This is a genomic window from Bradyrhizobium sp. 33ap4, assembly GCF_032654765.1.
Classification (GTDB): domain Bacteria; phylum Pseudomonadota; class Alphaproteobacteria; order Rhizobiales; family Xanthobacteraceae; genus Bradyrhizobium; species Bradyrhizobium australafricanum.
This window is the reverse complement of the sequence record NZ_JAUMTJ010000001.1, coordinates 95107-119148: the sequence shown is the minus strand read 5'-3', so window position 1 is coordinate 119148 and position 24042 is coordinate 95107. Positions and strand designations below refer to the sequence as shown.

Sequence of the window (24042 nt, the reverse complement as noted above, 5' to 3'; positions counted from 1 at the left end):
TCTAGTCATCGGCCCGCAATTCGTGGCCGAGGCCGGCATCGGTCAGGAGCTGGCGGGCCTCGTGGTTGTCGTCCTCATGCACCAGGATCCGGCGCGGCAAGACGCCGAGCGAGCCCTCGATGATGCTCATGTTCTGGTCCAGCACCAGATGATGGATGTTAGCGCTGTCGAGCAGCGCGCCGATGGCGGAGACCAGCACCATGTCATTGGTCCGTACCAATTCCCGCAAAATACGCTCTCCTGTCGCCCCGGCAATGCGGCACTTGCGCCACATGTCAATAACTTGATGGCCTTGCCGCTGCACCGCGCAGTTTCTATTGTTATAGCTGAGCATAGTGCGTATTCGGCAAAATTGGAGACCAGCGTGGCGGTTATTGTACCCTTCGAAAGCCCGTCCAATGCTTCGATCGACGGGCTGGTGGGACTTCTCGCCGCCGACATGGAGCGCGTCAACGCGACGATCCTTTCGCGGACCGGCTCCGAGGTCACCATGATCCCCGAGGTCGCCAATCACCTGATCTCCTCCGGGGGCAAGCGGTTGCGCCCGATGCTGACGCTGGCGATGGCCCAGCTCGCCGACTATTCCGGCGACGGCCATATCAAGCTCGCCGCCGCGGTCGAGTTCATGCACACCGCGACCCTGCTGCATGACGACGTGGTCGACGAGAGCGAGCTGCGCCGCGGCAAATTGTCCGCGCGGATGCTGTGGGGCAACGAGGCCAGCGTGCTGGTCGGCGACTTCCTGCTCGGCCAGGCGTTCCGGATGATGGTCGAGGTCGGCTCGCTCCGCGCGCTCGACATCCTCTCCGCCGCCGCCGCCACCATCGCCGAGGGCGAGGTGATGCAGCTTGCCGCCGCCAAGAACACCGCGACCACCGAGGACGAATATCTCGCCGTGATCCGCGGCAAGACCGCGGAGCTGTTCGCCGCCGCCTGCGAGGTCGGCCCCGTGATCGCCAACCGTCCGAAGGCCGAGCAGACCGCCTGCCGCTCGGTCGGCATGAATCTCGGCATCGCCTTCCAGCTCGTCGACGACGTGCTCGACTATGGCGGCAAATCCGCAAAACTCGGCAAGAATGTCGGCGACGATTTCCGCGAGGGCAAGATCACGCTCCCGGTGGTGCTCGCCTTCCGCCGCGGCAATGACACCGAACGCAAGTTCTGGATCCGCGCGCTGGAGCGCGGCGAGATCGGATCGGCCGACCTCGATCACGCGATCGGACTGATGACCAAGCACCGCGCCCTCGAAGACACCATCAGCCGCGCCCAGCACTACGGCGCGATGGCGGTCGACGCGCTGGCGCTGTTCCCGCCCTCGCCGATGAAGACCGCGCTGGAAGAGGTCGTCGCGTTCTGCCTGGCGCGCTCTCATTGATCTAGGCGCTCGCGAACAACAGAGGCGGTGTGTGTCGTCCTGCGATAGCCGGGACCCATACTCCGCGGCGAGAGTTGTAGGCGGGTCTCGTCATTCCAGCGTCACGCAAATAACAAGCATCGGTGGTCATGGGTCCCAGCTTTCGCGGGGGCGACAGCAGGGTTTGCTGCACCGGCGCCCGCTACTCCTTCACCGGCACCCAGATCTCCAGCCCGCCATTGCCGGTACTCGCATCGAACTTCTCGTCGTAGCGCTCGAAGTTCGGCGCGTCCGCGACCTTCATGCCGGATTGCGGCAGCCAGCGATTCCAGATCGTGTTGACGGTGCGGCGGATGGTCGAGATGTGGTCGGCGTGGGTGAACACGACGTATTTCTGCTCGGGAATGCGGACGCGCGCGAACTCGCGCGGCAGGTCGGAGAAATCGGCGACCTCGACGCCGGCGATGTAATCGAAATTGCCGGCATCGTCGCCGTTGCAGCAGACGCCATAGGCGACGTTGCCGACCTGGCGGGGGATATGCGCGCATTGCTGGTGGAAGCCCTGCCACTGGTTCGGAATGCCGGCATCGCTGCCATTGCCGTGGTTGTAACGCTCGCCGATGCCGGCGACGAGGAACGCCTTCCCGGTGGCGATGCGCGGCGGATCGATGTGGTCGAGAGCTGTCGAGATCATGGTGATCGGCTCCTGGAGATTGAGTGTCGTCAGACACGTTGTCGCGCGCACCGTCTCGGGCGTGACGCCGAAATGGTCGCGAAACGCGCGGGTGAATGCTTCGTGGGAGCCGTAATCCGCATCCAGCGCGAGGCTGAGAATATCGGGCGCACCGGCCGCGAGCTCGCGCGCGGCTTCGCTGAGCCGCCGGGCCCGCACATAACGCATCACCGAGAACCCGGTCGCCTCCGCGAACGCCCGTACCAGATGGAAGCGCGAGACGCCGGCTACGGCGGCAATCTCGTCGAGTGTCAGCGGCGCGCCGAGATGGCTTTCGATATACCAGAGCGCCTTCTGGGCTGGATTCATGGATGACGGCTTTCCTGCAAAGCTCGGGCATCATGCACGGCGGCCGCGCGCGGCATTTGACAGTCCTTGCTGCCCGACGGCGAAACCGCGGTTCCGCTCCACGGAAATTTACCCGCAAAGCCGTCGCTGGCAACAATGTTGTAATCGTGCATACTCGCCAACGCATCGATCCGACGGCTCATCAAGCTGCCCGATAATCAAGACTGCAAGAGCCGCGGCCAGCATGTCAGGGAGGACAATGATGCACCACCAACGCTTGAGCTATGCCAACTGCGTCAAATCAGCGGCGCTTGCGGGGCTTTTGACGATCGCCGTCGCCAGCGCCGCCAACGCGCAGAAGAAATACGATCCGGGCGCAACCGACACCGAGATCAAGGTCGGCAACATCATGCCCTATTCCGGTCCGGCGTCCGCCTACGCCACGATCGGCAAGACCGAAGCCGCCTATTTCAACAAACTCAACAGCGAAGGCGGCATCAACGGCCGCAAGGTCAACTTCATCTCCTACGATGACGCCTACTCGCCGCCGAAGATGGTCGAGCAGGCCCGCAAGCTGGTCGAGAGCGACGAGGTGCTCCTGATCTTCAATCCGCTGGGCACGCCGGGCAATACCGCGATCCAGAAATACATGAACGCCAAGAAGGTGCCGCAGTTGTTCGTGTCCACCGGCGCGGCCAAGTGGAATGATCCGAAGAACTTCCCGTGGACCATGGGCTGGCAGCCGAGCTACCAGGTCGAAGCGCGCATCTATGCCAAGTACATTCTGCAGAACTATCCGGGCAAGACCATCGGCGTGCTCTATCAGAACGACGATTTCGGCAAGGACTATCTGATCGGCCTGCACGACGGGCTCGGCGACCAGGCCAAGAAGCTGATCGTCGTCGAATCCTCCTACGAGACTTCGTCACCGACGGTGGATTCGCAGATCGTGCAGATCAAGGGCGCCAACCCTGACATCTTCGTCAACATTGCAACGCCGAAGTTCGCGGCGCAGGCGATCAAGAAAGCCGCCGAGCTCGACTGGCATCCGGTGCAGTTCCTGACCAACGTCTCCGGCTCGATCGGCGGCGTGATGAAGCCGGCCGGCTATGAAGCGAGCCAGGGCGTGCTGTCCACGGCGTATCTCAAGGACCCCAAGGATACCGAGTGGAAGAACGATCCGGCGATGACCGAGTGGCGCGCCTTCATGACCAAGTGGTATCCCGAAGGCGACCTCGACGACGCCGCCACCGTATTCGGCTATGGTGTCGCCAAGGGGCTCGAGCAGGTGCTGCGGCAATGCGGCGACAATCTCACCCGCGAGAACCTGATGAAGCAGGCGGCCAGCCTCAACTTCGAGATCGGCATCTATCTGCCCGGCACCAAGATCAAGACCGGGCCGGACGACTATGCGCCGATCGAGCAGCTGCAGATGATGCGCTTCAAGGGCGAGAGCTGGGAGCGGTTCGGCCCCATCATGAGCGGCGAGAAGAGCAGTTGAGGGCTTTCCTTCACAACTTTGCGGTTCGTGATGCCCGGCCGTGCGCCGGGCATCCACGTCTTCGACATGATTCACGAGCAAGACTTGTCGCAAGCAAGACTCGTTACGAGCAAGATTTGCGATGGCCGGAACCCAGACCAGCCGAAGCGACGCCGTTCTTCAGGCTCAAGTGTCCGGCCACCACGAATTCCAGGCACATCCTGCGATCGGAAGGACAACAACAATGAAAATCACCGACGTCCGCGCCCACCATATCCGCATTCCCTACGACGCCGGGCCCGCGAGCTTCCGCCAGGGAGCTTCCGCGATCTCGGCGCTCGACATGGTGCTGGTCGAGGTTTCGACCGATGCCGGCCTCACCGGCTGGGGCGATGCCTTCGCCTATGTCTGCCCGAAGACGAGCTGCACGGCGGTGGCCGAGATGATCGCGCCGCAGGCCCGCGGCCTCGAGGTGCCCGACGCCGCCAGTATCCCCGCCGCGATGGAGCAGATCCAGCGCAACCTCCATCTGTTCGGCCGCTACGGCATCACGATGTTTGCGATCTCGGCGCTCGACATCGCGCTGTGGGATCTCGCCGGCAAGGTGAAGGGCGTGCCGCTGCATCAACTGATCGGCGGCGCGAAGCGGAGCACGATCCCGGCCTATGCGAGCCTGATGCGAATCGGCAATCCGGCGCACATCGCCGCCGAATGCAAGAAGGCGATCAAGCTGGGCTATTCCGCGATCAAGCTGCACGAGACCACCGTGCCCGCGGTCGCCGCCGCGCGCGAGGCGATCGGCCCTGACGTGCCGCTGATGGTCGACATGAACTGCCCGCTGGACGGACCCGCGGCGATCCAGTTCGCGCGCGACTGCAAGCAGGCCGCGCCGCTGTTCCTGGAGGAGCCGGTCTGGCCGCCGGAGGATTTTGCGACGCTCGCCGAGGTGCGCAGAGAAGGCCGGCTCGATATCGCGGCCGGCGAGAACGCCTGCACCGTGCATCAATTCCGCCAGATGATGACCGCAGGCGCGGTCAGTCACGCGCAGCCCTCCGTGATCAAGGTCGGCGGCATCACCGAATTTCTGAGGGTGGCCGTCCTCGCCGACGAGTTCGGCGTCCAGGTGATTCCGCACTCGCCCTATTTCGGGCCGGGCTTCCTCGCCACGCTGCATCTGATGGCGATCCGCGACGCGGGGCTGATCGAGGTGTTCTTCATGAAGCGTCCGGCCTGCCTGTGGGGCGATCGCATCGACGTCGACGCCAACGGCCATGTCGCCGTGCCGCAGGGCCCCGGCCTCGGCTACGAGCCGGATCGCGACGTGATGGAGCAGTATCGGGTGGCGTGAGCCGAGACGCGCGTCCTGTCGTTGCGAGGAGCTCGCGACAAAATTGCAAAGCAATTTTGCGCTGAAGCGACGAAGCAATCCATCGTTCCGCACGCGCGGTGGGATGGATTGCTTCGCGGAGCCTGTCATCCGGCGGCGCTTCGCGCCGACCGGGTGGCGCGCAATGACGATTTCCTACTTCGTCCCGTCCTTCGCGGCGGGCGCGGCGTCCTTCGCCGGCGGCGCGTCGGCCTTCTTCTTCAGGTCCTCGGTCAGCTTGACCTGCGCTGTTTGCAGATCGGTGATGAGCTTCTGCAAGTTCGCGACCGAACTCTGCAAGCTCACGATCTGCCGGTTGGCGGCATCGAGCTTCTGTTGATGATCCGATGTGAGCTTGTTGATCGTCTTCTGCAGGAAATCGACATTGCTCTGCAAACAGCTCGTGCGCCGCTCCATGGTTTTCTCGACGGTGCAGATCTCGATGCCGGGAACGTCCTGCGCATGCGCGGTTCCGGCGACGCCGAGTGCGAGCGGTGCCAGCAAGGCGAGAACAAAACGAGCGGTCATCGGCGTCTCCAGGCAAATGCGTCATTCACAGTTTTGTGCTCGCGACGCTGAAAGCGAGGCAGACATACCACACTGAAACCGCATTCAAGCGGTGTGCTTCACCCATTACGGGACTACTCGTGGGGACGGGGGCCTTCGGAACTTGTTTGGTTCGATCCCTTTTGGCTCGACCTTGGGCAGTGGAGACAGATCGCATGGCAACGCGCGAAAAACGGATGGCGCAATTCGACGGCAATGGCGAACCGGCGCCGGAACAGCGCGTGGAAGTACTTTGTGAGGATCATAGCGGAACGTATCAGCTGCCGTTCGCCTGCCGCTTCGTCAACGGCCAGTGGCGCAATGACAACACCGGCGGCGCGCTGGAAGCCAACGTCATCGCATGGCGGATGCCGCGCGAGAAGCAGGCAGGCGTGGCCTGAGGCCGACATCGGTGCGCGCTGTTTCAAAACGCGACGCGCGCGCACCGTGTCTTAAGATTTGGAACGCGGGTGGAACGAACCGCGTCCGAATCACTGATCGAGCAACGTACTGCGTTGTTCACGGCTAGATGTGGCCATCAGCCCGAGGCTGCGCACCACATACAGAAGCATGACGATCGGCCGCAGCCAGCGGCCGATAACAAAGGTTAACTCTTCCGCAGACGACATCGCGATCCCTCCTCTCTGTCCGCCCGGGCGATCATTTCCACGGCGTGATCGGCGGCACCGCTTCGGTCGCCGGCGGCACATCCACAGTCTTGAAATCGGCTGGGCTGACGATCTCGAGATATTCCATGTCCTTCGAGTAATCGAACAAATAGTGGGTGATGCCGGGACGCTGATGGATGACGTCGCCGGCCTCGACCAGCGTCTCCTTGTCCTCGTACATGAAGCGCGCCCAGCCCTTGGTCATGATGACGATCTGAAAATCGCACAGATGCTTGTGCCAGCCGGTGCCCTGCTCCGGCGGCATATCGGGATTGGCCTTGACCAGGTGGCAGATCACCTGCCCGCTGGTGGCATCGGCGATGCCGAGATCGCGATACAGGAAGAAGTCGCGCAGACCTCCGCCCTTGAACTCGGTGTCACCGGGTTTGACGTGGGAGAATTTGCTGACGACGGCGTGCTGGTTCATTTCAAGCCTCCACGGTTCTCGTGTTCGCGAGATCGCGGCGCGGCTCAGCGTCCAAATTTTCGGCAGCGTCGCATCGTCGCGGTCACAGCTCGGTCATTGCCATGCGAAATCCTTGCCAGCCGGGTTAGGCTGCGGCGAACCGTCTCGCCATGCGCTGATATCGCCGCAGAAGCATTTGGAGCGAGGCACGAATTTGCGCCTCAGTGGCTGTCGCGCGGGTCCGGCGCGCATGCCGGTGCCCGACGCCGGCGGCACGTCTATTGAGCAAGGCTTGCCTCGTGCTTGAGCCGCCGATGCAGGCAGGCCGGGCCGGGCGCTGCCTAATATTCGACCTCGAGCTCCTCGACGTCGGCCGGCTCCGCCTTCGCGGCCTCGATCCATTCCTGCATCTCGGGCATCGTCATGATGGTGCTGGCATACACCGCAAGCGCAGGCTCGAGCTTGACGTCATAGGTCATGAAGCGGGTCACGACCGGCGCATACATCGCGTCCGCCATGGTGCGGCGTTCGCCGAACAGGAACGGCCCGCCCGATGCGCCGAGGCAGTCGCGCCAGATGGTGCAGACGCGATCGATGTCGGCTTGCGCCCGCGACCAGATCTTGAAGCCGGGGAAATGGCCCTTGAGATTGACCGGCAGCGAAGAGCGCAGCGTGGTAAAGCCGGAATGGATTTCGCCCGAGATCGAGCGGCAATGCGCGCGCTGGATCCGGTCTTCCGGCAACAGCCCTGCATGCGGCATGATCTCGTTGAGATACTCGCCGATCGCGAGCGTATCCCAGACCGTCGCGCCGTCGTGGCGCAGGCAGGGCACCAGGATCGAGGACGACAGCAGCAGCAGCTCGGCGCGGGCCGACGGGTCGTCGGGCGCGGTGACCACCTCCTCGAAGTCGAGCCCGGCGAATTTCGCCAGCAGCCAGCCGCGCAGCGACCAGGAGGAGTAATTCTTGCTGCTGATGGTGAGTGTCGCTTTCGCCATATCTGTCCCTCACGCCTGAACGCGTCCTCAGCTCCCGGATATCGCGCCGGTTCAGCCGCCGCCCATCAGCTTTTGCAGCAAGCCACGTGCCAATTTGCCGGGCGGCCGGCCCGCCTCTGGCGTCGATATTGCATGGCGAGCCAGGCCACGGGTGGATGCGTATGATGTCAATGATGTACCAAGCCTATCAGAACCACATGGACCTCACGGCGCCATGGCGGACCGGGGCTGCAGCGGCGCTGAAATACCTCAATCTGGTGCCGCAGGGCGCCGCTGACCGGATGTATGGCCGGCTCGCGGCCGCGCTCGAGCTGATCTCCCGCTCCAGCCTGACCTACGCGCGGCCCCCTTATGGCATCGGCAGCGTGACCGTCGGCAACAGGGAATTGCAGGTGACCGAGGAGGTTGCCTATGCCACGCCGTTCGGCTCGCTGCTGCATTTCAGGAAGGTCGACGGCCCGGAGCAGCCGCGGCTATTGCTGGTGGCGCCGATGTCCGGGCATTTCGCCACGCTGCTGCGCGGCACCGTGAAGACGCTGCTGCAGGACCACGACGTCTACATCACCGACTGGCACAATCCGCGCGACATCCCGCGCAGCGAGGGCCGCTTCGGGCTCGAGGACTACACCGACCATCTGATCGACTTCCTCGGCCAGCTCGGCCCGCGCGCGCATATGGTGGCGATCTGCCAGCCCTCGGTGTCGGCGCTCGCCGCCGCCGCGATCATGTCGGAAGACAATCATCCGGCGCGGCCGGCCTCGCTGACCCTGATGGCCGGGCCGATCGACACAAGGATCCAGCCGACCAAGGTGAACGAATTCGCCAAGAGCAAGCCGATCAAATGGTTCGAGGACAATCTGATCAACTACGTGCCGATGCAGTGCAAGGGCGCGTTGCGCCAGGTCTATCCCGGCTTCGTGCAGCTCACGGCGTTCGTGTCGATGAACCTGGAACGCCACATCAAGCAGCATATCGATCTGGCCCACCATCTCGCCAAGGGCGAGACCGCCAAGGCCGAGGTGATCAAGACCTTCTACGACGAATATTTCGCGGTCATGGACCTCCCGGCGGAGTTCTACATCGAGACGGTGCGCGACGTGTTCCAGGAGCATCTGTTGCCGCAGGGCATGCTGATGCATCGCGGCCGCCCGGTGAATCCGGCGTCGATCCGGCGCATGGGGTTGATGACGGTGGAAGGCGAGAAGGACGACATCTGCTCGATCGGCCAGACGCTCGCCGCGCAGGACCTCTGCACCGGAGTCCGCACCTATCGCAAGGTGCATCACATGCAGGCCGGCGTCGGCCATTACGGCGTGTTTTCCGGCAAGCGCTGGAACAACGAGATCTACCCGCTGCTGCGCGATTTCGTGCACGTGAATTCGTGACGGATCGGCAACGATCTTTCCCCGTCATTGCGAGCGAAGCGAAGCAATCCATCGTTCCACATGGGCGGAAAGGTGGATTGCTTCGTCGCTACGCTCCTCGCAATGACGGGTGGCGGCTAGCCACGCATCGACTCGCGCTATAGTCTCCCGGCCACGACGACCCGCTTCCCAAGAATCGTCCAGGGAGAAACTCCATGCGCGCGCCCACTGCCTTCCGTGCCCTCACGCTCGCCGTCATCGGCGCCCTCGCCTTCACCTCAGCCGTATCCGCCGCCGAAGTCCATGTCATGATCTCGGGCGGACTGACGGCGGCCTACAAGGCGCTGGTGCCGGAGTTCGAGCGCAAGACCGGGCACAAGGTGGTGACCGCCTTCGGGCCGTCGATGGGCACCACGACGAACGCCATTCCGGTGCGGCTGGAGCGCGGCGAGCCGGCCGACGTGCTGATCATGGTCGGCTATGCGCTCGGCGATCTCATCAAGCAGGGCAAAGTGCTGGCCGACAGCCGCGTCGATCTCGTGAAGTCGCCGATCGGCATCGCGGTGAAGGCCGGCGCGCCAAAACCGGACATCGGCTCGGCCGACACCGTCAAGCAGGCGCTGCTGGCGGCGAAGTCTGTCGCCTATTCCGACAGCGCCAGCGGCGTCTATGTCTCGACCGAGATGTTCGCAAAGCTCGGCATCGCCGATCAGATGAAGGACAAGGCGCGGATGATCCCGGCGACGCCGGTCGGCGAGATCGTGGCCAAAGGCGAGGCCGAGATCGGCCTGCAGCAGATCTCCGAGCTGAAGCCGGTCGCCGGCATCGACATCGTCGGCCCATTGCCGGAGCCGTTGCAGAAGATCACGGTATTTTCCGCCGGGATCGCGACGGCTGCAAAGGAGCGTGAGGCCGGCAAGGCGCTGATCAGCTTCCTCGCCTCGCCGGACGCGCGCGACGCGCTGGTGAAGAGCGGCCTCGATCCGATTACGGCGGGTGGGATGCATTAGCGGCGTCCGACTCTCTCCCCGTTCTACTCCCTCCCCGTCATCCTGAGGAGCCCGCACTTGCGGGCGTCTCGAAGGATGCACGGCCCGGCTGGTGGCCGTCGACCCTTCGAGACGCGCGCAAGTGCGCGCTCCTCAGGGTGACGGGACTAGATGGCGACTAGATACACTACCGCCAATGATGCGCGCCGTAGGCGAGCAGCAGCACCACGACCAGCGCCAGCAGCAGCGTGGTCGACTTCCAGAACAGCACCGGGTTGCGCTCGATCAGCGGGGTCGATGACGTCGTCAGATATTTTGCGTTGGGATTGCGCAGGTCGAACAGGAACTCCGAAAAGCTCTCATAGCGCTTGAGCGGGTTGGCATGCACGGCGCGCTCCAGCGCGCCGTCGACCCAGCCCGGTATCTCGCGCCCGCGATGCGCGGCCGGACGATAGACCAGCCGGTTGAAGTCGGATCGTGTCCGGGCCCGCGCGATCTGCGCGCCATAGGGCAAGCGTCCCGTCAGCATCTGGTAAGTGACGACGCCGAGCGAGAACAGGTCGGAGCGCGCGGTGCCGCCCTCACCGAGGAAATATTCCGGCGCGGTGTATTGCTGGGTGCCCAGAATGTCCTCGACGCCCGCCGGCGCCGCCTCGCCGACGCCCGCGATCCGCGTCGAGCCGAAATCGATGATCTTCACCGTGCCAGTCCTGTCGATCATGATGTTGTCGGGCCTGACGTCCTGGTGCAGCATCTCCTTGCGGTGGAAGGCGCGCAGCCCTTTTGCAATTTGCTCGGTGATGCCGCGTACCGTCTCCAGCGACGGCGCTGGATTGTCCGTGATCCACTGCGTCAGGGTCTGACCGTCGATATATTCCATCGTGACGTAAAGGAAATTGCGCTTGCGCTGCGGCAAAAACGGCTTCAGCACATGCGGGCTGTCGATCCGCCGGGCGACCCATTCTTCCATCATGAAACGCTTCAGATAGGCCGGATCGTCGCGCAGGTCGATCGAGGGGATCTTGATCGTGACCGTGGTGGCGCTGTCCTCGTCGACCGCGAGATAGATGTGACTGCGGTGCGATGCGTGGAGCTCGCGCACGATGCGATAGCCGTCGAACAGCATCCGTGCGTCGAGCAGCGGCGGCAGCGGCAGTTCGGTCGGCTGGCCGAACACCTCGCCGGCATCGCCGTCGGGCAATTCGTCGATCCGGACGATCTGCACGGTGAGATTGTCCGGGCTGCCGTTCTCATAGGCCTGCTCGACGATCGATTTCGCCGTGACATCGAGATCGGCGGCACAGTCCTTGATCGTCTTCGCGAGCTGCCGCGCCGGGACATGCTCGTAGATCCCGTCGGTTACCAGCAGGAAGATGTCGCCGCGCTCTAGCGGGAGCGCCTGGTAGTCGATCTCGAGCTGCGGGTTCACGCCGAGCGCGCGGCCAAGATAGCTCTGCTGCGAGGAGATCACGACGCGGTGGTCGATGGTCAGTTGTTCGAGGCTGTTGCCGGCGACGCGGTAGATCCTGGAGTCGCCGACATGGAACAGGTGCGCCGTGGTCGACCGGATGACCAGGGCGCTCAGCGTGCAGACGTAACCCTTGTCCTTGTCGTAGGGATTCTGGCTGCGCCTTGTCTGCGCGTGCAGCCAGGAATTGGTCGCCTCCAGCACGCGCTGCGCCGAAGACTTTACCGACCAGGATTCCGAGGTGCAGTAGTAGTCGGTCAGGAAGCTCTTGACCGCGGATTCGGCGGCGATGCGGCCGACGCTGCTCGAGGAGATGCCGTCGGCGAGCACCACCGCGATGCCCTTCAGGCCGAGCAGCGGCTCGCCGGGGATCAAGGCGCCGTGGAAGTCCTGATTGGCGTCCTTGCGGCCCTGATCAGAGAATTGCCCGACCGATATTGTCAGCGCGCGCGGCATCGACCGTCCCAAAGCCAATGGGGACCTCCGTGACAGGAGAGCCCCATAAGTCGTCGAGGATCAAGCCGCGAGGCGCTGGCGCTTCGGCGCCGTCTTCACATGCGTGGTGTAGAGCGTGAGCCCGGTGAAGGCGAGGCCGCCGGCGAGATTGCCGAGCACGGTCGGGATCTCGTTCCAGATCAGGTAGTCCATGATCGAGAACTTCGCATGCAGCATCAGTCCCGACGGGAACAGGAACATGTTCACCACCGAATGCTCGAACACCATGTAGAAGAACACCAGGATCGGCATCCACATCGCGATCACCTTCCCGGGCACCGTGGTGGAGATCATCGCCCCGACGACGCCGGTCGAAACCATCCAGTTGCAGAGCATGCCGCGGATGAACAGCGTGGCCATGCCGGCCGCGCCATGCGCCGCATAGCCCAGCGTTCGCCCCTCGCCGATATTGCCGATGGTCATGCCGACCTTGTCGGGCTCCTGCGTGAAGCCGAACGTCGTCACGAACGCCATCATGAACGCCACCGTGAGCGCGCCTCCGAAATTGCCCATGAAGACGAGAGCCCAGTTGCGCAGCACGCCGCCAAGCGTGACGCCGGGACGCTTGTCGAGCAGCGCCAGCGGCGAAAGGACGAACACGCCGGTCAATAGATCGAAGCCCAGCAGATAGAGCATGACGAAACCGACCGGAAACAACAATGCTCCGACAAGCGGCTGACCCGTATTGACGTTGATCGTCACGGCGAACCAGGCCGCCAGCGCGAGGATCGCGCCGGCCATGTAGGCGCGGATCACGGTGTCGCGGGTCGACATGAAGATCTTGGATTCGCCGGCATCCACCATCTTGGTGACGAATTCGGACGGAGCGAGATAGGCCATTCGTAAAATCCCCTTGCGCAATTCGGCCGCGCCGGTTGCCTGCCGGAAGCGACGCGAGTTGGTTGAAATGCTCGTTCGTCCGGGAGATGGGGGGTCAACGATTGCTCGTGACGCCCGGGCTGGGCGCCTTGATCCCCTCGCCTCGGCCAGCACTGGCCTTGGCAATCCGGAGGTCGGCAGTCGTCATTGACTGGTGCAATCAAAAGCAATGGATGTGCCAAGCGGCGACGCTGGCGATTGGCTTTAAATCCCCGTCAATACAATGAGTTAGGCTGGTGGCGCAGGAACCGCACGGCGCGATGGCGCGGAATTATGCAGCATGCCCAGATGTCGCCCAGAGGATGCGCGCCCCTCCATCACCGTCATTCCCGCGCAAAGGCTTCGCCTTTGCGCGGGGATGACGGTGAACGAGTCGATACGCACCGCTACTTCACTTCACCTCGATGCGGACCGGCGCGCCCTTCAGCCCGTTGTTGTCGTAGGCCTTGCGGAGCGTGCCGTTGGCGATCGCCTCCGTCATGAACCTGGTGGCGAAGGCCGCGGCGAGCGGATGGTTGAGCGGTACCGCGACCGCGGTGACGGTCTGCTTGAAGGTCTCGTCCAGCACGCGCGTGCCCGGAATCTTCTTCGCCATCGCGTTGAGCTGATCGCGCGACAATGCGAAGGCGTCGATCTCGCCGCTCTTCAGCAGATTGAAGATCTCGTCGTAGGTCTGATAGCCCGTCACCTTGGCGTGCTTGAGATGGGCGATCGCGCCGCGCATCGTGGTGGTGGCATTGACGGCGGCGACCTTGACGCCGTCCTGGTCGAGCGTGGCGAAATTCGTGATCGTCGAGCCGGGCTTGACGATATAGGTAGCGTCGGCAACCTCGTAGATCGGCCCGAACGTCATCTTGGTCTCACGCTCGGGATCCTTGGGCAGGAAGGTGATGTCCCAGGTGTTCTTGGCCGCCGCGTCGGTGATCTGGCCGGAATTCTGGTGCACGACATATTCGACGGGGATGCCGAGTTGCGCCGCCATCTCGCGGCCGAGATCGACGGGAACGCCCGCATAGCCGCTCTCGGTCTTGGTCGACCAGAACGCACCGCCGGCCGGGCTGATCGCGATCGCGACCCGGAGCTTTCCGGTCGGCGCGATCTGATCCTTCAAGGCGTCGGCATCCGCTGATGTGGCCATGACAATCACTCCCAGAACGAGGCCGGCCAGACGCAGCAGTCGAGGCGACATCAGACTTCCTCCACGCCGAATCTTGCTGTCCGGCAGGCGCGCAACAAACCGCACGGCGCGGCCTTGTGCAAGCGCCGGTTCCCGCAAGGGAGCTATCCGTATCGGCCTATCTGACCCGGATGGTGATTTTTTCGGAGACGACCGGCGGGCTGAATGGATAGTGCTTGGCGTCACCCAGCACCAGCTGCAAGGTGTGCTTGCCGGGCGCCAGATCGAGTTGCGTCTCGGTCTGGCCGGCACCGAAATGCAGATGAGACTTGTCCGACGGAATCGGCTCATTCGGATTCAACGGCTCATTCACGTCGATCAGAAGATGGTGATGGCCGCTGTTCGGGTAGTCGTCGCCGGCATGGGTGACGCCCATGTTGCGCAGCCCAAAGCGGCACCAGAACGGGCTCTTGAGCTTGGCGCCGTCGCGCGGCCAGATGAAATACAGCTTGGTGTCCTTGCCGGCCGGCTTGTTCTGAGCGTCGGCCGGAGCCGCGAACAGCGTCAGTGCCGCGGCGAGCATGATCAAGCCTGCACTTTTCATAGCCCCTCCATGAAGCCTGGCGATCAGGGATGATCGCTCAGGGAGACAGCGCGACCCGCAAACCGTGGGTCGGATAACGAACATTGGTGTCGTAATTATCGCGATTGGCCGGGCGCACATAGCGTGCGTCATTCTTCCACGAGCCGGAGCGGATGACATGCGAGGCGCAGTCGCCGCCGGACCAGACCGCACCGTCGGTCGGCGCGCCCTGGTAATTCCTGTGCCAGCAATCCTCGACCCATTGATCGACCCCGCCGCCCATGTCGTAGAGGCCGAACGGATTCGGCTTGTAGCTGCCGACCTTGACCGGCTGCTCAGCCGCACTGTCGCCGCCGCAATCCTTGCACCCGGCGTGGCCCGATTGCACCTGGTCGCCCCACCAGTACTTCGATTGCGTTCCGCCGCGCGCCGCATATTCCCACTCGGCTTCGCTCGGCAGCCGGTAGGGCTTCTTGGTACGCTCGGCGAGCCACGTCACATATTGCTTCGCATCGCTCCAGCTGACATTGGTGACCGGAGCGTCGTCCTTGCCGCTGGCCGTGAAGCCACAGGCCTTGGCCGCCGCGCAGGCGTTCCATTCGCGGACCGTGACCGGATACTTGCCCATGGCAAAGGGCTTGACCGTCACCCGGCGGATCGGCCGCTCGGAAGGATCGTCATTGCTTCCCATCGAGAAGCTGCCGGCTTGAAGTGAGACCAGTTCGGGCTCCGGCAGCTCCGGGGTAGGGCTCGCCGAGGGCGCGGGCTGAGGCGACGCTTGCTGTGTCGGTGCCGCCGGGGCCGGACTTGCGGTTTGGGTCGGAGCCGGGCTTGGTGCCGGCGGCTGGACGGCAGGCGATGCCGTCGGTGCCGGAGGCGCCTGTGCCACGTCGGCCGGCTTGCCGCGCGGTTGGGCGAGCAGATACCACAGCACGCCGCCGGCGATGATCGCGACCGCCAATCCGAGCAGCGTGAGCAGGACGGACTCACGGCGCCTGCGCGTCCGTTGGTACGCGGCTGCATCCGGCAGCACACGATAAACCCGGACCGGATCGGTGATGTTCTTGACCTTGCGGTCGCCGAGCGATTCGTATCCGCAGACCATCTTGTGCTTGATCTGCTCGTAGATGCCGCCGGAGATGAAGACGTCACCCGGCGCCGCGATCCCTTCCAGACGCGAGGCCACGTTGACGCCGTCGCCATAGATATCGTCGGGCTCGATGATGACGTCGCCGAGGTTGACGCCGATCCGGTACTCGATCCAGTGATCTCTCGCGATCGCCGCGTTGCGGCCGATCATGTTCTGCTGGATCACGATGCTGCAACGGACGGCCTCGACCGGACTGTCGAACATCGCGATAAAGCCGTCGCCGGTGGTCTTGACCAGCTTGCCGTGGTGCTCGGCAATCGTGGGCTCGATCAGATCGCGCAGGGTCCGCTTGACGCGCGTATGCGTGCCTTCCTCATCGAGCTGCATCAACCGGCTGTAGCCGGCGATATCGCCCGCTACGATCGCCGCGAGGCGCCGCGGCATTGAATCGCCGGGAGGCTGGGTATTGTCGGGCTGTGACCGGCCTGACTTGAAGTCGCGAATTTCTCCCATAGCGCTCCGGCTGCTCCGCAAAGACGTGTTCAAGGCGCAACCGGCGCCTTCGTCCCCGAGGCCCGTTTCAACCTACCACACCTGCGGGTCGGAACAAAGTTCGCGAAGCGTGACCATGTCACGGTTATCCGCCGTCGGTCGAGGCCCGCCGGTCGGGCACGCCTCGTCGCAACGTTAAATGGGCGGCAAAACGCCTGCGTCAGCCCGCCTGCGCGGCCGGGGTGCGGATCTCGCGCGGCAGGATGATCGCGGCCGCAATCGCCAGCAGGCACAGCGCCGCGAACGCGCGCAGCATCATCGAGAAGCCGCCCTGGTCGTACAGCCAGGCGACCAGGCCGACGGAAGCGCCGGCCGCGGTGAAGCCGACGAAATAGCGCACCGCATAGGCGCGCGAGCGCCATTCCTCGGTGGTGTACTTGCCGACCATGGCATCGTTCACCGTGACCTGACCGAACGCGCCCATCACGATGCCGATCGAGACCACGATCAGCGGCAGGTTGTTTAGGCTCGCCGCCAGATAAAGGAACGGCGCCAGCAGGAACGACAGCGGCAGCGCCACCGTCTTCAGCGAATATCTGTCGAGCAGCTTGCCGATGGTGTACTGCGTCATCGCGCCGAACACATAGACCCCGGCCGCGATCACGCCGAGCAGCGCCGGGCTCTTGGTCAGGTCGGCGAGCCGTTCGGCGAACAGCTTCGGCAGCGCCACCGTCACCGCGTTGAAGGTGGTGGAGATCGCGATCACCACGATCAGCAGCGACAGCACCACCCGCCACATGTCCTCCTTGGCGACCCGCACCTGCGCTGCGGCCTGCCTGGAGCCCTTGCGGTCCTCATGCACCACCGTCATCGCAAAGGCGATGCCGATCAGCACGGTGACCGTGCCGGGCACGATGAAGGCCCAGCGCCAGCCGAGATACTGGCCGATCACGCCGGTCACCAGCGCCGACGAGGCGACGCCGAGATTGCCCCAGACGCCGTTGATCCCCATCTGGGCGCCGAGCTTCTCGGCATAGGACACGATCATCGCGGTGCCGACCGGATGATAGATCGAGGCGAAGACGCCGATCGCCAGCAGTGCGGCGCCGAGCTGCAGCGGTGTCTGCACGAAGCCGACCGAGATCATCGACAGGCCGATGCCGACGAAGAAGATCACCATCATGTGGCGGCGGCTCCAGCGGTCGCCGAGCCAGCCCGTGACCAGCGAGCCGGCGCCGAAGGCGATGAAGCCCGGGGTCGCATAAGGCAGGAGTTCCGAATAGGCCATGCCGAGCGCCGGACCCATGATGATGACGGCGGCGGCGAAAATCAGCATCGCGTAGTGATCGATGAAATGGGCGGCGTTGACGAAGGTGATCACCCGGCTGGGACTGTTGCTTGGACTGTTCATCGGCACGTCTCTCACGCGATTCTTCAATTGCTCGAAAATAGGTTATAGGTGCTTGTCCTGACGGGATGTCGCCAATGACTATCGCTGAGCCGCCAATAAGAGCCCTCCACCAGGACCGGCGCGTCACCGGGGACGGCGTGCATCTGGTGGCGCGCAGCTACCGCAAGGGCGTCCGGCTCGACCCGCACATGCACCGCGAGGCACAGCTGGTCTATGCCGCCAGCGGCACCATGCAGGTGACGACGCCGAAGGGGCGCTGGCTGGTGCCGCCGGACCGCGCGGTGTGGGTCCCTGCCCTGCTCCCGCACGCGATCGACGTGCTTGCCGACATCGAGATGCGCACGCTGTATTTCGACCAGGCCTGGCTCGCGCGCGAAAAGCGCAGTGACAGCCTCGACCACGAATTCGTGGTGCGGGTGTCGCCGCTGGTGCACCAGGCGATCCTCGCGCTGTTCGACGCCTCATGCGGACGCGAGCGCACCGATCTGTTGATCCGCCTCGTGATGCTGGAGCTGCATCAGGCCGAGGACTCCGCGACCTTCATCCCGTTGCCGCAGGAGCCGCGCTGCCGCCGCGCCGCCGACCTCGTGCTGGCCGATCCGACGCAGGACCACGACATCGATGCGCTGGCGCGCACCGTCGGCACCTCGGCGCGGACGCTGTCGCGGCTGTTCTCGGCGGAAACGCAGCTCTCGTTCAAGAGCTGGTGCCAGCGCGCCCGCATCGCGGCCGCGATCGAGCGCCTGTCGAGCAGCGCGAACGTTTCGGTCAAGCAGGTCGCCTCCGACCTCGGCTATGCCAGCGTACCGGCATTTTCCCACGCGTTCCGCCAGGTAACCGGCAAGACACCGACCGCGTTCGCGGAGAAAACGTGCGAGAAAACGTGAACCGGGTTTGTCACCGGGCGCAGCGACGACGAATTATACCGCTGTCGCGCTGCGACATATTTCCGTACGATCCATGCGCTTGATTGCTGTGCTCCCGACCTTAAATCCCGTGTAAGGTCCGGCTTCATTGGATACGACCTGCTGGATACGACCTGCTCATGGCCAATGCCTTCTTCTCCGATCTGCTCTCGACGATTTCCGAACGCGGCCGCGTCCTGCTCGGCCGCGCCAGCCCGGCCAACGACAAGCAGGATGCTTCCGAACTGCTGGAATTGTGCGAGGCGCTGTTATCCGGCCGCGGCGAAGCCTCCGGCACCGCGATGGCGCGCGAAGTGCTCGACCGCTACCATCATCTCGATGCCGCCGGGCGGCTGTCGTTCTTCCAGACGCTGGCCCGCGATTTTGGCCCCGATCACGCCAAGCTGGCGCAGGCGATCGAAAGCTGGCGCGCCAAGGCCAATGGCGATGACGCCAGCGACCTGCATTTCGCCTCCGAGCCGCGCCGCCAGGAATTGATCCGCCGGCTCAATCGCGCGCCGGGCGGCACCGGCGAACTGGTGTCGATCCGCTCGGATCTGCTTTCATTGATGAAGGGCAACAAGGACCTTGCCGCGCTCGATCGCGACGTGGTGCATCTGCTCTCGTCCTGGTTCAACAGGGGATTCCTCGTGCTGCGCAGGATAGACTGGTCGTCTCCGGCCAATATTCTGGAGAAGATCATCCGTTATGAGGCCGTACACGAGATCCGCGATTGGGACGATCTGCGCCGCCGCATCGATCCGATCGATCGCCGCTGTTACGCCTTCTTCCATCCGGCGCTGGCCGACGAGCCGCTGATCTTCGTCGAGGTCGCGCTCACCGAAGCCATCCCGGGCGCAATCGCGCCGCTGCTGGCCGAAGAGCGCGAGCCGGTGCCGGTCGAGCGCGCCCGCACCGCGGTGTTCTATTCAATCTCCAACACCCAGCGCGGCCTTGGCGGCATCTCCTTCGGCAGCTTCCTGATCAAGCAGGTGGTCGAGGAGCTGCGCCGCGAATTGCCGAAGCTCGACAACTTCGTGACGCTATCGCCGGTGCCGGGCTTCATGCAGTGGGTCAAGCAGGCCGACGACGTGCCGCTCACCGAGGAGGACCGCCAGCTGCTGGAAAGCCTCGGCAAGCCCGACTGGTTCGAGAACGCCGAGCTCGCGACCCAGCTGCGCGCCGTGCTGGAGCCGCTTGCCGCCTACTATTTCCTGAAGGCGCGCACGCCGAAGGGACGACTGATCGATTCGGTCGCGCGCTTCCATCTCGGCAACGGCGCACGCTTGGAGCGGATCAACTGGCTCGGCGATCTCTCGCCCAAGGGCCTGCGCGAATCCGCCGGCATCATGGTCAACTACCTCTACCGCCTCGACGACATCGAGAAGAACCACGAAGCCTACGCCAACAATGGCGAGGTGATCGCCTCGAGCGCGGTGAAGAAGCTGTTGAAGGGCGAAGGCCGGCGGCTGCTGGACATGCGGTTGGGGTGACAGGCCAACCCCTCTCCACGTCATTGCGAGCACACCTCTCTACCGTTGTCATGGCCGGGCTTGTCCCGGCGATCCACGTCTTTCTTGTAGACCGCGGCAAAGACGTGGATGCCCGGGACAAGCTCGGGCATGACGGTGAAAGCTAAAACCTCGCCCGCGCCATCAGCCTTACCGTGCGGCCCTGTCCCGCCGAGATATTGTTGTTGCCGTCAGCCGACGCCCAATAGCCCTTGTCAAAAATGTTCTCGACGTTGAGCTGGGCGCTCCAGGTCTCGTCGATCTTGGCGTAGATCGCCGCATCGAAGCGCACGAAGCCCGGCAGCCGCGCCGTATCGTCGGACGAGGCGAAGGAATCGCCGAAATAGATCACGCCGAGCGCAGCCGCCCACATCGGCGTGAACTGATACTTGTTCCACCAGGCAAACTGATTGTACGGCACCAGCTGGACGCGGTTGCCGGGCACGACGGTCGCCGAGGTGGCGCCGGTGATCTTCGCGTCAGTGTAGGCATAGGCCAGCGACGACTGCCATTGCGCGGTGACATAGCCGGTCAGGCTCGCCTCGACGCCTCGCGTGAGCGTGCTGCCGGAGGGGAAGAAGAAGCCGGGATTGTTGCCGTCGGCGATCGGCTGGTTGGTGCGGTTCAGATTGTAGACTGCGGTCGAGAACAGCAGCTTCGGATTGATGTTCCACTTCATGCCGAGCTCGACATTCTCGAAGCGCTGCGGCTGCAGGATCAGGGTGCCGTCGTTCAGCGCGCTGAACTGGTCGCCCGAGGCCGGCAGGAAGGAGACGCTGTAGGCGGTATAGACCGACATCGAATCGATCGGTTTGATGATCAGGGCGCCCTGCGGCGACACCAGATTATCGACGCGATTGCGATTGATGTTGGTGTTCATGTCGGTGGCCGACATGTCGTAGCGATCGAACCGGGCGCCGGCGATGATCTGCACCGCGCGCGAAATCTCGATGGTGTCCCTGAGATAGCCGGACTGAATGTTCAGCGCATAGCGGCTGTTCGAATCGGGCGTGGTGACTCCGTCGCTGTTGGTGCCGGTGAAGTGGTGAAGAAACGTCACCGGGCCGAAATAGGTCGGCGCGAACGGGTTCTGCACGATGGTGTTGGTGCCGTTCGGGAACACGCCGGTGTTGCGGATATCGACGCCGGTCTGCCGGCCGAACTCGGTGCCGAAGCCGACGGTGTGGAACAGCGGCCCGGTCCAGGCCTTGTAGGTGAAATCGGTCTGGTTGAAGACATTGTCGCGATTCGTCGTGTGCTGATAGGCGCCGAGATTGACCGCGGTGTCGGCAGGATTGACCGCGCCGGCGAGCGGACCGCCCGTTGGATAGACGTTCTGATAGAATTTCTGGTAGTCGGCGGCGATGGTGCCGTTGCGCACCGTCAGCCCGTTCTCGAAATCGTGCTCAATGATCGCCATGCCGGTCTGCACCGTCGCCTGCGCAGTGTTCAGGCTTGGGCTGCCGAAGAAGGTCGAGAAGTCGCCGTTCGGCGCGAACGGCGTGGTCGGGTTGAAGCGGGTCGCGCCGCCCGGCAGACCCTGCGAGGGATTGCCGCGATCGGCGGTGCGCTCGTCGTGAAAGTACTCGTAGCTCAGTTTGATTTTGGTGTTGTCGTCGGGCTTCAGCGTCACCGTCGGATTGATGCCGTAGCGCTCCAGATGATTGAAATCGCGGAAGGCGTCGGCACCCTCGTAGAACACGTTGAGCCTTGCTGCGACGTTGTCGTTGATCGCCTGTCCGGCATCGAGGCTGACGCGGCGATCGCCCCACGAGCCGGTCTGCGCCGTCGCCTCGTAGACGCGGTTGCCGTCGGCTTCCTTGAGGGTGCGGTTGAGCAGGCCGCCGCCGGCGCCGCGGCCGAAGGTCAGCGCGCTCGGCCCCTTCAGCACCTCGATGCTCTGGGCGTTGTACATGTCGCGGAAATACTGCACGTCGTCACGAAAGCCGTTGACGAAGAAGTTGGCGCTGGAATCGACGCCGCGGATCACGAGTTCGTCGCGATTGCCCTCGCCCTGATGCACGGCAACGCCGGGGACATAGCGGGTGACGTCGGTGAGGCCCTGATAGTTCTGGTCGCGGATCTGCTCCCGCGTGATCACGTTGAGCGATTGCGGGATGTTGACGATGGCGGTGTTGGTCCTGGTCGCAACCGACGTGCTGTTGGCGAAATAGCCCGATGTGCCGGTGCGGGCGTCCTGCGATTCCGCGAACGGTTTTGCCGCCGCCGCGGGCGCGATCCGCCGTGCCGTCTGGGTGCGGCGGCCTCGTGCTGCGGCGGTGTTACGCGATGTCGATGGTGCGTTGCGGCGACGTTGCGTGGCCGGCGCGGTGACGGTCACCGGCGGCAGCGACGAGGCGCCGGCCTGCGACGGCGCCGATTGCGCCTGTGCGGCAGACGTTGCGAGCGGAACGCTCAGCGCGAGATAGCTCGCCGTGAGCAGCGCAAGCAAGACAGTGCGACGATGGGCTTGTGTTCTTGATGTCATGACGTCGTCCCCAAGCAACTCTCGCCTTCGTTGAAGGCGATGCGCCGTCCTCTAGAGAGGTGCGGCGCTGTGCGTCCAGACGACGGGCGCGAGAAAATTTTTGCGTGACGACGGAATAAAATCGCGACGAATGGACGCGGATACACCTCGCGGCGAGCGCAGGGTTGGAAAAGTCAAGGATGCGAATGGTTTCTGTCGGCTTCCGGATTTGCGCCTGGAAACGAAGAGCGGCGCTTGCGCGCCGCACTTCTTGTAGCAATTCCAGATTGTAGCGATTCTAAAACGATCAGGACGTCGCGGTCATGCGGTTGCGGACCGCGGCCGCAACCCCGCCGGCAGATGCGCATCGATCCAGCCAGTGATCGCACGCTCGTTGCGATGGTAGAGCAGGCCTGCGGCGATCACGGCAATGCCGATCAGCGACAGCGAGAACGGAAACCACAGCGAGTCCTTGAAGACGACGTCGGCGAGATGGCCGAGATAGAGGCAGATGCCGAACGCGCCGAACACCGCATAGGCGCGCCGCATCAAAATCACGGCAATCACGATCAGGCCGACATTGAGCAGGCAATACACCGCCTTGCTCAATTCGGTTGAGCCTTCGGACGCGCTAATTCCGCACCAGAACGCCATCAGGCCGAACAGATGCAGCCAGAACGCAAAGTCGCCGTTGCGGCTGCGATAGTCCACGATCCAGGCGACCGCGAGCACGGCAAGCCCGAACCAGATCGACACCCTGCGGCGCATCTCGAAATCGGCGTGAGCCATGCCGCTGAACCACGGCGCCAGGTCCATCGACATGAACCACAGCGCGACCGAGATGATCGCGACGATGAAGGCGAAGCGGTAGTAGCGCAGCGCGACGATGCCGGCGGCGACGGTCGCGATCTCCATGAAGATCCAGCTGCCCTTCACCCAGACGTAGAAGTCCTGCACGGTTCCCGGCTTGCCGAACTTGCCCCACCAGCCAAGCTCGTCCTGGATGCCGTAGACCGCGAGCGGCGCCATCGAGACCGCGATCGCGATCAGCAGGCCGCCGGGAACCCGCAGATTCTTGGCGTGCCAGAGGTGGTGACCCGCCACGCTGAACCCGACCGCATAGGCGATCGCGCAGGCCGTGAGCGCGCGGCCGCCCATCTGGGTGAAGGCCAGGGTCGAGAACAGGCCCATGGCACCGATCACAATGAGCGCGCCGGCGTACCAGAGCACATGCGCGGCATCGAATTTGGCGGCGGGACTTGCATCGCCCGCCGAACCCTGCCCGGCGCTGCTCGCCAGGAAAGCGAGCAACCGTTCCAGATCGGCCGGGCTGATCACCCCGGCATTTGCGGCGTCCCGGAGATCCTTGGCTGAATATGGCATGCGGCTATCCTCACGGCCGGTTTTTGCACCTGCTCCCGATCATCCGGGA

The 24042-nt window shown here is 64.0% G+C and carries 23 protein-coding genes; 8 read left to right on the top strand and 15 right to left on the bottom strand.

Annotation, left to right across the window (positions count from 1 at the left end):
• Position 1 precedes the first annotated feature (1 nt).
• On the bottom strand, positions 2–229 hold the full coding sequence (locus Q2M23_RS00485; RefSeq protein ID WP_026193157.1) for a DUF2007 domain-containing protein: 228 nt from the start codon (positions 227–229) through the stop codon (positions 2–4).
• A 135-nt stretch (positions 230–364) separates the two neighbouring features.
• Here Q2M23_RS00485 and Q2M23_RS00480 point away from each other — a divergent pair, with 135 nt between their 5' ends.
• Complete coding sequence (locus Q2M23_RS00480) at positions 365–1375, top strand: polyprenyl synthetase family protein (RefSeq protein WP_057015096.1); 1011 nt, start codon at positions 365–367, stop codon at positions 1373–1375.
• A 181-nt stretch (positions 1376–1556) separates the two neighbouring features.
• Here the strand turns inward: Q2M23_RS00480 and Q2M23_RS00475 are convergent, their stop codons facing one another.
• Both Q2M23_RS00475 and Q2M23_RS00470 read right to left on the bottom strand, forming a co-directional pair.
• Positions 1557–2396 (bottom strand): AraC family transcriptional regulator, encoded by an 840-nt coding sequence (locus tag Q2M23_RS00475; RefSeq protein ID WP_229193006.1) that lies wholly within the window; start codon positions 2394–2396, stop codon positions 1557–1559.
• On the bottom strand, positions 2393–2578 hold the full coding sequence (locus tag Q2M23_RS00470; RefSeq protein ID WP_316393661.1) for a hypothetical protein: 186 nt from the start codon (positions 2576–2578) through the stop codon (positions 2393–2395). Before Q2M23_RS00470 ends, Q2M23_RS00475 begins: the two co-directional genes overlap by 4 nt.
• A gap of 56 nt (positions 2579–2634) precedes the next feature.
• On the opposite strand from Q2M23_RS00470, the gene Q2M23_RS00465 reads away from it, so the two are divergent.
• Both Q2M23_RS00465 and Q2M23_RS00460 read left to right on the top strand, forming a co-directional pair.
• The gene (locus Q2M23_RS00465; protein ID WP_229193007.1) at positions 2635–3876 is read left to right on the top strand and encodes an ABC transporter substrate-binding protein; all 1242 of its coding nucleotides are present in this window, start codon (positions 2635–2637) and stop codon (positions 3874–3876) included.
• A 223-nt stretch (positions 3877–4099) separates the two neighbouring features.
• Entirely contained in the window at positions 4100–5203 is a 1104-nt protein-coding gene (locus Q2M23_RS00460; protein WP_057014917.1) for a mandelate racemase/muconate lactonizing enzyme family protein, read from the top strand.
• 174 nt (positions 5204–5377) lie between these two features.
• Here Q2M23_RS00460 and Q2M23_RS00455 read toward each other — a convergent pair whose 3' ends face one another.
• Positions 5378–5749, bottom strand: coding sequence for a hypothetical protein (locus Q2M23_RS00455; RefSeq protein ID WP_316393660.1), 372 nt, complete (start codon positions 5747–5749; stop codon positions 5378–5380).
• A 194-nt stretch (positions 5750–5943) separates the two neighbouring features.
• On the opposite strand from Q2M23_RS00455, the gene Q2M23_RS00450 reads away from it, so the two are divergent.
• On the top strand, positions 5944–6168 hold the full coding sequence (locus tag Q2M23_RS00450; protein ID WP_057014915.1) for a hypothetical protein: 225 nt from the start codon (positions 5944–5946) through the stop codon (positions 6166–6168).
• Between the two features lie 90 nt (positions 6169–6258).
• Here the strand turns inward: Q2M23_RS00450 and Q2M23_RS00445 are convergent, their stop codons facing one another.
• The 3 genes from Q2M23_RS00445 to Q2M23_RS00435 form a co-directional block, all read right to left on the bottom strand.
• Positions 6259–6396: a hypothetical protein gene (locus Q2M23_RS00445; RefSeq protein WP_168857487.1), complete on the bottom strand. Its 138-nt coding sequence runs from the start codon at positions 6394–6396 to the stop codon at positions 6259–6261.
• A gap of 31 nt (positions 6397–6427) precedes the next feature.
• Positions 6428–6862, bottom strand: coding sequence for a cupin domain-containing protein (locus tag Q2M23_RS00440; RefSeq protein ID WP_057014914.1), 435 nt, complete (start codon positions 6860–6862; stop codon positions 6428–6430).
• Between the two features lie 320 nt (positions 6863–7182).
• Complete coding sequence (locus Q2M23_RS00435; protein WP_168857485.1) at positions 7183–7839, bottom strand: glutathione S-transferase family protein; 657 nt, start codon at positions 7837–7839, stop codon at positions 7183–7185.
• Positions 7840–8000: 161 nt separating this feature from the next.
• On the opposite strand from Q2M23_RS00435, the gene Q2M23_RS00430 reads away from it, so the two are divergent.
• Together Q2M23_RS00430 and Q2M23_RS00425 are read left to right on the top strand one after the other, a co-directional pair.
• On the top strand, positions 8001–9224 hold the full coding sequence (locus Q2M23_RS00430) for a polyhydroxyalkanoate depolymerase (protein ID WP_316393863.1): 1224 nt from the start codon (positions 8001–8003) through the stop codon (positions 9222–9224).
• A gap of 194 nt (positions 9225–9418) precedes the next feature.
• The gene (locus tag Q2M23_RS00425) at positions 9419–10213 is read left to right on the top strand and encodes a substrate-binding domain-containing protein (RefSeq protein ID WP_316393659.1); all 795 of its coding nucleotides are present in this window, start codon (positions 9419–9421) and stop codon (positions 10211–10213) included.
• Between the two features lie 166 nt (positions 10214–10379).
• Here the strand turns inward: Q2M23_RS00425 and Q2M23_RS00420 are convergent, their stop codons facing one another.
• The 6 genes from Q2M23_RS00420 to Q2M23_RS00395 form a co-directional block, all read right to left on the bottom strand.
• Positions 10380–12116, bottom strand: coding sequence for a bifunctional protein-serine/threonine kinase/phosphatase (locus Q2M23_RS00420; RefSeq protein WP_316393861.1), 1737 nt, complete (start codon positions 12114–12116; stop codon positions 10380–10382).
• Positions 12117–12176: 60 nt separating this feature from the next.
• On the bottom strand, positions 12177–12995 hold the full coding sequence (locus Q2M23_RS00415; protein ID WP_316393658.1) for a formate/nitrite transporter family protein: 819 nt from the start codon (positions 12993–12995) through the stop codon (positions 12177–12179).
• A gap of 430 nt (positions 12996–13425) precedes the next feature.
• Positions 13426–14172 carry a transporter substrate-binding domain-containing protein gene (locus Q2M23_RS00410; protein WP_316393657.1) on the bottom strand — a complete coding sequence of 249 codons (747 nt, stop codon included), beginning with the start codon at positions 14170–14172 and terminating at the stop codon, positions 13426–13428.
• 157 nt (positions 14173–14329) lie between these two features.
• Complete coding sequence (locus tag Q2M23_RS00405; protein WP_028342408.1) at positions 14330–14755, bottom strand: DUF4399 domain-containing protein; 426 nt, start codon at positions 14753–14755, stop codon at positions 14330–14332.
• A gap of 37 nt (positions 14756–14792) precedes the next feature.
• Positions 14793–16337, bottom strand: coding sequence for an SUMF1/EgtB/PvdO family nonheme iron enzyme (locus Q2M23_RS00400; protein ID WP_316393656.1), 1545 nt, complete (start codon positions 16335–16337; stop codon positions 14793–14795).
• Positions 16338–16536: 199 nt separating this feature from the next.
• A complete protein-coding gene (locus Q2M23_RS00395) occupies positions 16537–17727 on the bottom strand; it encodes an MFS transporter (protein WP_076823985.1) in 1191 nt (396 codons plus the stop codon).
• Between the two features lie 74 nt (positions 17728–17801).
• On the opposite strand from Q2M23_RS00395, the gene Q2M23_RS00390 reads away from it, so the two are divergent.
• On the top strand, positions 17802–18614 hold the full coding sequence (locus Q2M23_RS00390; RefSeq protein ID WP_057015094.1) for an AraC family transcriptional regulator: 813 nt from the start codon (positions 17802–17804) through the stop codon (positions 18612–18614).
• Positions 18615–18772: 158 nt separating this feature from the next.
• Complete coding sequence (locus Q2M23_RS00385; RefSeq protein WP_057014905.1) at positions 18773–20125, top strand: malonyl-CoA decarboxylase; 1353 nt, start codon at positions 18773–18775, stop codon at positions 20123–20125.
• A 142-nt stretch (positions 20126–20267) separates the two neighbouring features.
• Here Q2M23_RS00385 and Q2M23_RS00380 read toward each other — a convergent pair whose 3' ends face one another.
• Both Q2M23_RS00380 and Q2M23_RS00375 read right to left on the bottom strand, forming a co-directional pair.
• Positions 20268–22631, bottom strand: a complete 2364-nt coding sequence (locus Q2M23_RS00380) for a TonB-dependent siderophore receptor (protein ID WP_316393655.1) — start codon at positions 22629–22631, stop codon at positions 20268–20270.
• 300 nt (positions 22632–22931) lie between these two features.
• Positions 22932–23993 carry a hypothetical protein gene (locus Q2M23_RS00375; RefSeq protein WP_316393654.1) on the bottom strand — a complete coding sequence of 354 codons (1062 nt, stop codon included), beginning with the start codon at positions 23991–23993 and terminating at the stop codon, positions 22932–22934.
• Positions 23994–24042: the final 49 nt, after the last annotated feature.

Bases quoted from the DNA above. Each gene is read 5' to 3' on its own strand.
- Q2M23_RS00475 (WP_229193006.1), bottom strand. From the start codon at position 2,396: ATGAATCCAGCCCAGAAGGCGCTCTGGTATATCGAAAGCCATCTCGGC.
- Q2M23_RS00470 (WP_316393661.1), bottom strand. From the start codon at position 2,578: ATGAGCCGTCGGATCGATGCGTTGGCGAGTATGCACGATTACAACATT.
- Q2M23_RS00465 (WP_229193007.1), top strand. From the start codon at position 2,635: ATGATGCACCACCAACGCTTGAGCTATGCCAACTGCGTCAAATCAGCG.
- Q2M23_RS00460 (WP_057014917.1), top strand. From the start codon at position 4,100: ATGAAAATCACCGACGTCCGCGCCCACCATATCCGCATTCCCTACGAC.
- Q2M23_RS00455 (WP_316393660.1), bottom strand. From the start codon at position 5,749: ATGACCGCTCGTTTTGTTCTCGCCTTGCTGGCACCGCTCGCACTCGGC.
- Q2M23_RS00450 (WP_057014915.1), top strand. From the start codon at position 5,944: ATGGCAACGCGCGAAAAACGGATGGCGCAATTCGACGGCAATGGCGAA.
- Q2M23_RS00445 (WP_168857487.1), bottom strand. From the start codon at position 6,396: ATGTCGTCTGCGGAAGAGTTAACCTTTGTTATCGGCCGCTGGCTGCGG.
- Q2M23_RS00440 (WP_057014914.1), bottom strand. From the start codon at position 6,862: ATGAACCAGCACGCCGTCGTCAGCAAATTCTCCCACGTCAAACCCGGT.
- Q2M23_RS00435 (WP_168857485.1), bottom strand. From the start codon at position 7,839: ATGGCGAAAGCGACACTCACCATCAGCAGCAAGAATTACTCCTCCTGG.
- Q2M23_RS00430 (WP_316393863.1), top strand. From the start codon at position 8,001: ATGATGTCAATGATGTACCAAGCCTATCAGAACCACATGGACCTCACG.
- Q2M23_RS00425 (WP_316393659.1), top strand. From the start codon at position 9,419: ATGCGCGCGCCCACTGCCTTCCGTGCCCTCACGCTCGCCGTCATCGGC.
- Q2M23_RS00420 (WP_316393861.1), bottom strand. From the start codon at position 12,116: ATGCCGCGCGCGCTGACAATATCGGTCGGGCAATTCTCTGATCAGGGC.
- Q2M23_RS00415 (WP_316393658.1), bottom strand. From the start codon at position 12,995: ATGGCCTATCTCGCTCCGTCCGAATTCGTCACCAAGATGGTGGATGCC.
- Q2M23_RS00410 (WP_316393657.1), bottom strand. From the start codon at position 14,172: ATGGCCACATCAGCGGATGCCGACGCCTTGAAGGATCAGATCGCGCCG.
- Q2M23_RS00405 (WP_028342408.1), bottom strand. From the start codon at position 14,755: ATGAAAAGTGCAGGCTTGATCATGCTCGCCGCGGCACTGACGCTGTTC.
- Q2M23_RS00400 (WP_316393656.1), bottom strand. From the start codon at position 16,337: ATGGGAGAAATTCGCGACTTCAAGTCAGGCCGGTCACAGCCCGACAAT.
- Q2M23_RS00395 (WP_076823985.1), bottom strand. From the start codon at position 17,727: ATGAACAGTCCAAGCAACAGTCCCAGCCGGGTGATCACCTTCGTCAAC.
- Q2M23_RS00390 (WP_057015094.1), top strand. From the start codon at position 17,802: ATGACTATCGCTGAGCCGCCAATAAGAGCCCTCCACCAGGACCGGCGC.
- Q2M23_RS00385 (WP_057014905.1), top strand. From the start codon at position 18,773: ATGGCCAATGCCTTCTTCTCCGATCTGCTCTCGACGATTTCCGAACGC.
- Q2M23_RS00380 (WP_316393655.1), bottom strand. From the start codon at position 22,631: ATGACATCAAGAACACAAGCCCATCGTCGCACTGTCTTGCTTGCGCTG.
- Q2M23_RS00375 (WP_316393654.1), bottom strand. From the start codon at position 23,993: ATGCCATATTCAGCCAAGGATCTCCGGGACGCCGCAAATGCCGGGGTG.